Annotated in this window: 8 protein-coding genes; 3 read left to right on the top strand and 5 right to left on the bottom strand. The window is 53.0% G+C overall.

Annotated features, from left to right (window positions below; all coding sequences use genetic code 11):
- Positions 1 to 110: 110 nt before the first annotated feature.
- Together GGU46_RS21720 and GGU46_RS21725 are read right to left on the bottom strand one after the other, a co-directional pair.
- Positions 111 to 443: a type II toxin-antitoxin system PemK/MazF family toxin gene (locus tag GGU46_RS21720; protein ID WP_183405612.1), complete on the bottom strand. Its 333-nt coding sequence runs from the start codon at positions 441 to 443 to the stop codon at positions 111 to 113.
- Complete coding sequence (locus GGU46_RS21725) at positions 431 to 691, bottom strand: AbrB/MazE/SpoVT family DNA-binding domain-containing protein (RefSeq protein ID WP_183405613.1); 261 nt, start codon at positions 689 to 691, stop codon at positions 431 to 433. The genes GGU46_RS21720 and GGU46_RS21725 overlap by 13 nt, the downstream gene beginning before the upstream one ends.
- Positions 692 to 793: 102 nt before the next feature.
- On the opposite strand from GGU46_RS21725, the gene GGU46_RS21730 reads away from it, so the two are divergent.
- A complete protein-coding gene (locus tag GGU46_RS21730; protein WP_183405614.1) occupies positions 794 to 1,540 on the top strand; it encodes a hypothetical protein in 747 nt (248 codons plus the stop codon).
- A 181-nt stretch (positions 1,541 to 1,721) separates the two neighbouring features.
- Complete coding sequence (locus tag GGU46_RS21735; protein ID WP_183405615.1) at positions 1,722 to 2,201, top strand: hypothetical protein; 480 nt, start codon at positions 1,722 to 1,724, stop codon at positions 2,199 to 2,201.
- A 37-nt stretch (positions 2,202 to 2,238) separates the two neighbouring features.
- Here the strand turns inward: GGU46_RS21735 and mobV are convergent, their stop codons facing one another.
- Positions 2,239 to 2,961 (bottom strand): MobV family relaxase, encoded by a 723-nt coding sequence (gene mobV, locus GGU46_RS21740; RefSeq protein WP_183405616.1) that lies wholly within the window; start codon positions 2,959 to 2,961, stop codon positions 2,239 to 2,241.
- Between the two features lie 242 nt (positions 2,962 to 3,203).
- A complete protein-coding gene (locus tag GGU46_RS21745; RefSeq protein ID WP_183405617.1) occupies positions 3,204 to 3,551 on the bottom strand; it encodes a hypothetical protein in 348 nt (115 codons plus the stop codon).
- A 556-nt stretch (positions 3,552 to 4,107) separates the two neighbouring features.
- Here GGU46_RS21745 and GGU46_RS21750 point away from each other — a divergent pair.
- Entirely contained in the window at positions 4,108 to 5,076 is a 969-nt protein-coding gene (locus GGU46_RS21750) for a replication initiation protein (RefSeq protein WP_183405618.1), read from the top strand.
- An 11-nt stretch (positions 5,077 to 5,087) separates the two neighbouring features.
- Here GGU46_RS21750 and GGU46_RS21755 read toward each other — a convergent pair whose 3' ends face one another.
- Positions 5,088 to 5,528, bottom strand: a complete 441-nt coding sequence (locus tag GGU46_RS21755; protein WP_183405619.1) for a hypothetical protein — start codon at positions 5,526 to 5,528, stop codon at positions 5,088 to 5,090.
- Positions 5,529 to 5,668 lie beyond the last annotated feature (140 nt).

Raw genomic sequence — 5,668 nt, forward strand, 5'->3', positions numbered from 1 at the left:
CAGGACAAGCAGGTTTAGTATTACAAAACCTTGAGTTTAGTTTACAAAACACAAATCATTATTAGACAACGCATTAAAGCACTAAGCAGTCCATACTCCCCTAATGGGTATCAGTACTGGAATATCTCCTGTAGCCGGTCACATACCTCCTGAGCAGTGGCTTTGGGCAATACGCCTAAGCGGCGTACCAAGCGGGTTTTGTCCACGGAGCGGATGTGGTCGAGCGCGACCTGGCCCTCTTTGCCCTGGAAGGTGCAATCCACCCGGGAAGGGTAGTCACGCCGGGTGCTGGTCAGGGCGGCAATGGTCACCGTGCGCAGGTAGCGGTTCATCTCGTCAGGGGAGAGCACCACACAGGGGCGGGTCTTGTTAATTTCGCTGCCCTGGGTGGGGTCGAGGTTGATGAGCCACACCTCGAAGCGCTGCACGGCTACCACTGCCATTCCGTTTCCTCAAAGGCCTCGTCCGAAAATCCCTCCAGCAGTTCACCCTCCGGGGCCTGGCCCTGGGCAATGGCCTGCTGGAAGCGCTCGTCCCAACCCTGGCGGCGGGGCTTCACAACGGGCTTAATGAGCAAGCCCTCGGGCGTGGGCTGCAAGTCCACCTCGCCGGTAAGGTGATACTGCTGCAGTAACTTCTTGGGCAGCACAATCCCCTGGGAATTGCCCACCCGAATCAGGCGCGTGTTCATGGCAGCAAATGTACGTACAATGTAATTACATTCACTTGGCGTTGTTGGTTTCATTCCTTGGAAAGCAGCATTTTTAGAACTGCTAGCGTTTACTATCGACTCTTGTCAAAAAAACAGGGCTACTTGCATCACCATTTGATAGTTCTCTCCTTCTCCATGCTAGCCCTGGCTCTTTCTTTATCTATATTCTATGGGCAACCTACCGCCGCGGTGGTCGATTACCGCTCGAACAAGGCTAGCGTTTGGTGCAATCTGGAGTGTGAGCAAGGCTACACAATGCTGCCTATCCAACCTGACACATGTGTACCCCCATCCTACCTACACAAAGCTTATGCACTGGTGGAGAAAGTCATTACCCAGCAGGAGGGATGGCTCAACTTTGGGTATGCTAATTCTGGTGGATTTAACTCCATAGAACAGTATCGCCGCCAAGGAGCCATTCGTATTATTCCTATGGCGTACCTGCCAGTTCAGCAATTTTTACGCTATCAACCGGGCGACAACTTGGTGCCCACTATTCACTGGGATACGCTACACTTTCAAGCCTTCGCTTATAAGGGCCGCAAGCCCATTGGACACTTAGCTTTCTCCACTTCTCCCGACACGGCCCACGTTTCCTTCTCGTGCGGCAGTGTAAAAAAGGCCAACATTCAACGGTACCTGCCTATTTACGGCAGGTACTTATTCTTAAATGTAACATTAGGGGCCTACTGTGTCCTCGCAAATGGCACGATGCGGGTGCTGAATCTGCGCACTGGGGAATTGCAGTCGGTTGATGCGTGGATGCAAGCACAGGGCGGCTTGGAAGCTGTTAAGAAGAGAATAGCAGATTATTACTCCGAGGGGTAATGAAATCTCAAGATGGGCAAACAGGATTTTAGGGGCAGTGGGGAAGTGCAAAAAGCCCCTCGCTTGTCTGGTTTTCGTCCCTTAACATAATGCACGTTATGCCCACCGCCTTGGAAAAGTGGTGGTTTTTACCCCCACCGCCCCTTCTTCCGGATTGTGGTACTTTTCCGATTAGAGAGGAATGAAATCTACTTTTGGCCCTATCGCAGTTTCTAAACCAGCAAAAACAACCCAGACTTTTATGGCGCTTTGGTGTGTAGACTCTCGCAAGCTCACGAAGTTGCGACTCTGGCGAACAGGAGCTTATACGTTTCGCGTAATAGAATATGACGAGCCAGCCGACGTATTGACAAACTACGACTACATTCTCTTCGACCGCAAATACGAAGGAGCTTTACGCAGTGCTGGCATACAGCTGCAGCTTACCCCAGTAACTGTCACTGACGAACTTAGAAAGCGGGTGTGGGACAATTATCTAGAAGCTACTATCAAGCACAATGCTTCGGCCGACGAGGTTACTCACACTACCCCACCTGGTCTTACTATCGCTCGATTCGGTGAAGCAAGTGTATTTGTATCCGATGAATTGAAAAATATGCTGCAACAAGTTGATGGACAAGACTTAGATTTCAGTTTAGGCTTGTCTCACTTTGCCAGCTGACCATTTCGGACGTTCCCGACGACCGTAAAAGAGCCTTTTACATGCTTACCCCACCGCCGCGGCTATGCTGCTGCCCCGCCTGGTGGATGCGTTGCTGAGCCACCTGGCGCTGCGCCTCCTGCTCCAACTGCGGGTTGAGTTCCTTCACCAGCCCATAGAAGCGCTTCACTTCCTGGTGCTGGGCGGGGCTGCCCTCCACTCCGCGCTGCAGCCCGAGCGGAGCCAGCTGGGCGGCAAAGCTGGTCTGCATGGCGCGCATCTTCTGTCGGTCACCCAGCATTGCCCGGCAATTGAGCTTGCCGGCCGCGTCGATGGGCACGACCGTGGCGTGGATGTGCGGGGTCTGCTCATCGAGGTGCAGCACGGCGTTCACCACGTTCTCCTTCCCGTAGCGCTCGCTCAGCCACTCCATTGCCCGGTCCCGGAAACCGGCCAGCTTGGCCCCGTCCTCGGGCGAGCCAACCAGTTGAGCCGGCTTGCCCGACTGGCCAGGCTCCTTGCGAATGTCCAAAAACTCGGGGCTGAAGGTCATCAGGTGCTCGACCGCCAGCACGGCGTTGCTGCGCACCGTGCAGCCGGCCGCATCGAGGCGGGCCTGCACGTCGGCCGCTAGGTCTTGGCTGCCGACCAGCTGCACGTTGAGCGGGGTTAGCTCGGCGTCCGCGTTGGGGGTGGGCCGCAGCCGCTGCAGGTGCTCGTTCAGGGAAGTGAGGTTGCCGGCGGTCTTGAGTTTGGCCGTGCGCAGGATGGCATAGGGCATCGGGGCGGTAGGGGAAAAGGGTGGCCAGCGGGCCGGCTGGGGGTGCCGGTGGCCACCGGGTAGAACGAGTGCCCGCAGGGCCGAACAGACAATTTTGGGGAGCCTAAAGCGCAGCGCTTAGGCTCCCCAAAATTGTCTAGTGAGTACACAACGCTTGAACATTACGCTTGCTTACGTTTGCGCCTTACGATTATGGGGCATTGTTTACGCTTATACTTTACGCTATCAGGGGCTTATCTACGCTAACGGCTTACGCTTGTGCCTCCTGGTGGTACCGGGCTTCCTTTCACTAGACGCTGCACCACCGAGTTGCTCCGTTCGTACTGCATCCGGTCAAGTAGCGTCCGTATCTGCTGTACCTGGTCCGGGGTAATGGTATCGCCGAGCTGGGGCAAGAGCTTCCCCGCTTCCTCGCCTAAGAAGTCGATTTTGCGGGCCAGGTAGTACTCTTCGCCCTGGTACAACCACTGCGCTTCCTCCGACTTTTGGGCCTTGTCCCAGGCGCTTACCCGGCAGTTGGTAGAACAGAATCGGCCTCCTTTGCGGCGGGGAGTGTAAACGGTCGAGCAGTGCTGGCAGGTGTAGCGCATAGAGGGAAATTACTATTTGCCTTTCTCCTACGGACAGCTAGTGCGACTAGGTTACACCTGGTGCCGGCGCGGCTCAGGACTCGCTTTCCCACAGCCCCAGAGACGAAAGTTTTCCCGGGTGCAAGAGGGTACATAAGCTCAACATTAGTCGTCATATACCATTGATTACCAATTATATAGTGTTTATTGAATGCGCGCAAGTCACTGGCTTCTAGGCCGTTTTGTTTGCTTTCTGTATTCCGGCCGGAGTTATCCATCGTCCTAAAAGCTTTTTTCCTCGCGCGAAACACAACTTGTGATATTTGAAGTATTTGTTCTATTTGAGGGGGTCGTAACTTATTAAATATCAAAGCATTACAAGCACTTCAAACCACCTTTCGTGTACTTCAAACCACCTTTCGTGTAGCAAAAACCACCTTTCGTGTACTTCAAACCACCTTTCGTGTACCTATCGACCACCTTTCGTGTATCTACAACCACCTTTAAAAACCACTTTTGTTTTAGATGGTGGTTTAATGGTTATAATTGCATCCGAATCAGCCACATGCTTGTCTAGATGAACCAAGAATTAGAAATCCGTCAGCATAATGCCCTCACAAATGCCCGCTACGAATACACTGAGCTGCAGCTAGACCTATTCTTCTTCATCATCTCTAAGCTGCGAAAAGATGAAAAAGACACTATCTATCAGTTGGATATCAGAGAATTATCTAGTCTGACGGGCAAGCGATATAATGGGGCTTACCTGCATAAAGCCACAGCTGATATGGGCTCCCGTATGCTGGAAGTTGAAGACGCCAAAGAGTACCGGCAGATATGGATGTTCCAGCAAATCCGCTACATCAAGGGGGAAGGAATCATCGAATTTGACCTAACCAAGTACGTTTTACCCTATTTATTTCAACTCAAAAACAACTTCACTAGCTATGAACTAGCTGCTGCGCTCCGCCTCACTAGCAAGTACGCTAAGCGTATTTATCAAATCTGCAGCCAGTGGAAAGACCTGGGAGAAACGAAGAAGTATGACCTGCAGGACTTCAAAAAGATGCTTGGGCTACTTGATGAAAAGGGCAATGAAAAGATGGAGCGAATCAGCCAGTTGCGAGAAAAGGTGCTGGACGTAGCCGTTAAGCAAATCAATGAGCATACTGAACTGAATGTCAGCTACACGCTGGAAAAACGCGGGAAGACCTTCAAAAACATCACTTTCACAGTGAAGCCACAGGCTCTAGCTGAAACTATTCCTTTCGACTTGGAGCCAGGTGCAGTGTCTCCGGCAGGCCTAGCCCCGCACCAGGTGGAGAACGCCAGGCGCTTGCTCACGCAGCTGAGCATCACCACGCCGGAACTGGTGGCCACCATCCTGGCTAGCGCGGCGCACGTGGCGGCCTGCAACAAGTTCGCCCACGACCTGAAAACCGGCAAGCACGCCAAGGCTCATTCCTTGTCGGGACTCCTGCTCACCATCCTGGGCCTTAAAAAGCCCGCAAACGGGCCGCTGTTCGACGCGGCCACCAAAAAGTAGGGCTTACCTGCCTACTTGCCGAAAACGCGCTGCCAAAGGCTCTTTCGCGCTGGCTCGGCTAACCGGGATGCAATGCCCTCAACCATCTGCGTCAGTTGCTCCACCTGCACCTGCAGGTCGCGGGGGCTGGCCGGCAGTTGCGATTGGGTCAGCTGACCTTGGCAGAACGAGCGCATGTCCTCGTTCACAAACTGGCCGATGGTCTTGCCGGCGCGCTGCGCGGTCTTCTCGACAATGGCCCGGGTTTCTAAGTCCACCCCGCGAATCGCCCATAACCCTGTGTCGGGGGCCTTACGGGGCCGGCCTCCCTTGGCTTTGGGTTTAGTTGTGTTTTGCTCTAGTTCTGTTGTCGCCGTTTCAGCAGGAGTTATACTTAACTCCGGTTCTGTTGCGGCTCCCTCAGCAGAAGTTATACTTAACTCAGGTTCTGTTTCTCCCTTTTGCTGACTCATTGGGTTTTGTTAAACGTTTAGTTTAACAGCGAATGTAAGAGAGTTCAGGACAAGCAGGTTTAGTATTACAAAACCTTGAGTTTAGTTTACAAAACACAAATCATTATTAGACAACGCATTAAAGCACTAAGCAGTCCATA

Origin of the sequence: Hymenobacter latericoloratus, from assembly GCF_014199535.1 — a bacterium.
Lineage (GTDB): Bacteria > Bacteroidota > Bacteroidia > Cytophagales > Hymenobacteraceae > Hymenobacter > Hymenobacter latericoloratus.

Coding starts and splice junctions, on each gene's coding strand:
- GGU46_RS21745 (WP_183405617.1), bottom strand. CDS start 3,551: ATGCGCTACACCTGCCAGCACTGCTCGACCGTTTACACTCCCCGCCGC.
- GGU46_RS21755 (WP_183405619.1), bottom strand. CDS start 5,528: ATGAGTCAGCAAAAGGGAGAAACAGAACCTGAGTTAAGTATAACTTCT.
- GGU46_RS21725 (WP_183405613.1), bottom strand. CDS start 691: ATGAACACGCGCCTGATTCGGGTGGGCAATTCCCAGGGGATTGTGCTG.
- GGU46_RS21735 (WP_183405615.1), top strand. CDS start 1,722: ATGAAATCTACTTTTGGCCCTATCGCAGTTTCTAAACCAGCAAAAACA.
- GGU46_RS21750 (WP_183405618.1), top strand. CDS start 4,108: ATGAACCAAGAATTAGAAATCCGTCAGCATAATGCCCTCACAAATGCC.
- GGU46_RS21720 (WP_183405612.1), bottom strand. CDS start 443: ATGGCAGTGGTAGCCGTGCAGCGCTTCGAGGTGTGGCTCATCAACCTC.
- mobV (WP_183405616.1), bottom strand. CDS start 2,961: ATGCCCTATGCCATCCTGCGCACGGCCAAACTCAAGACCGCCGGCAAC.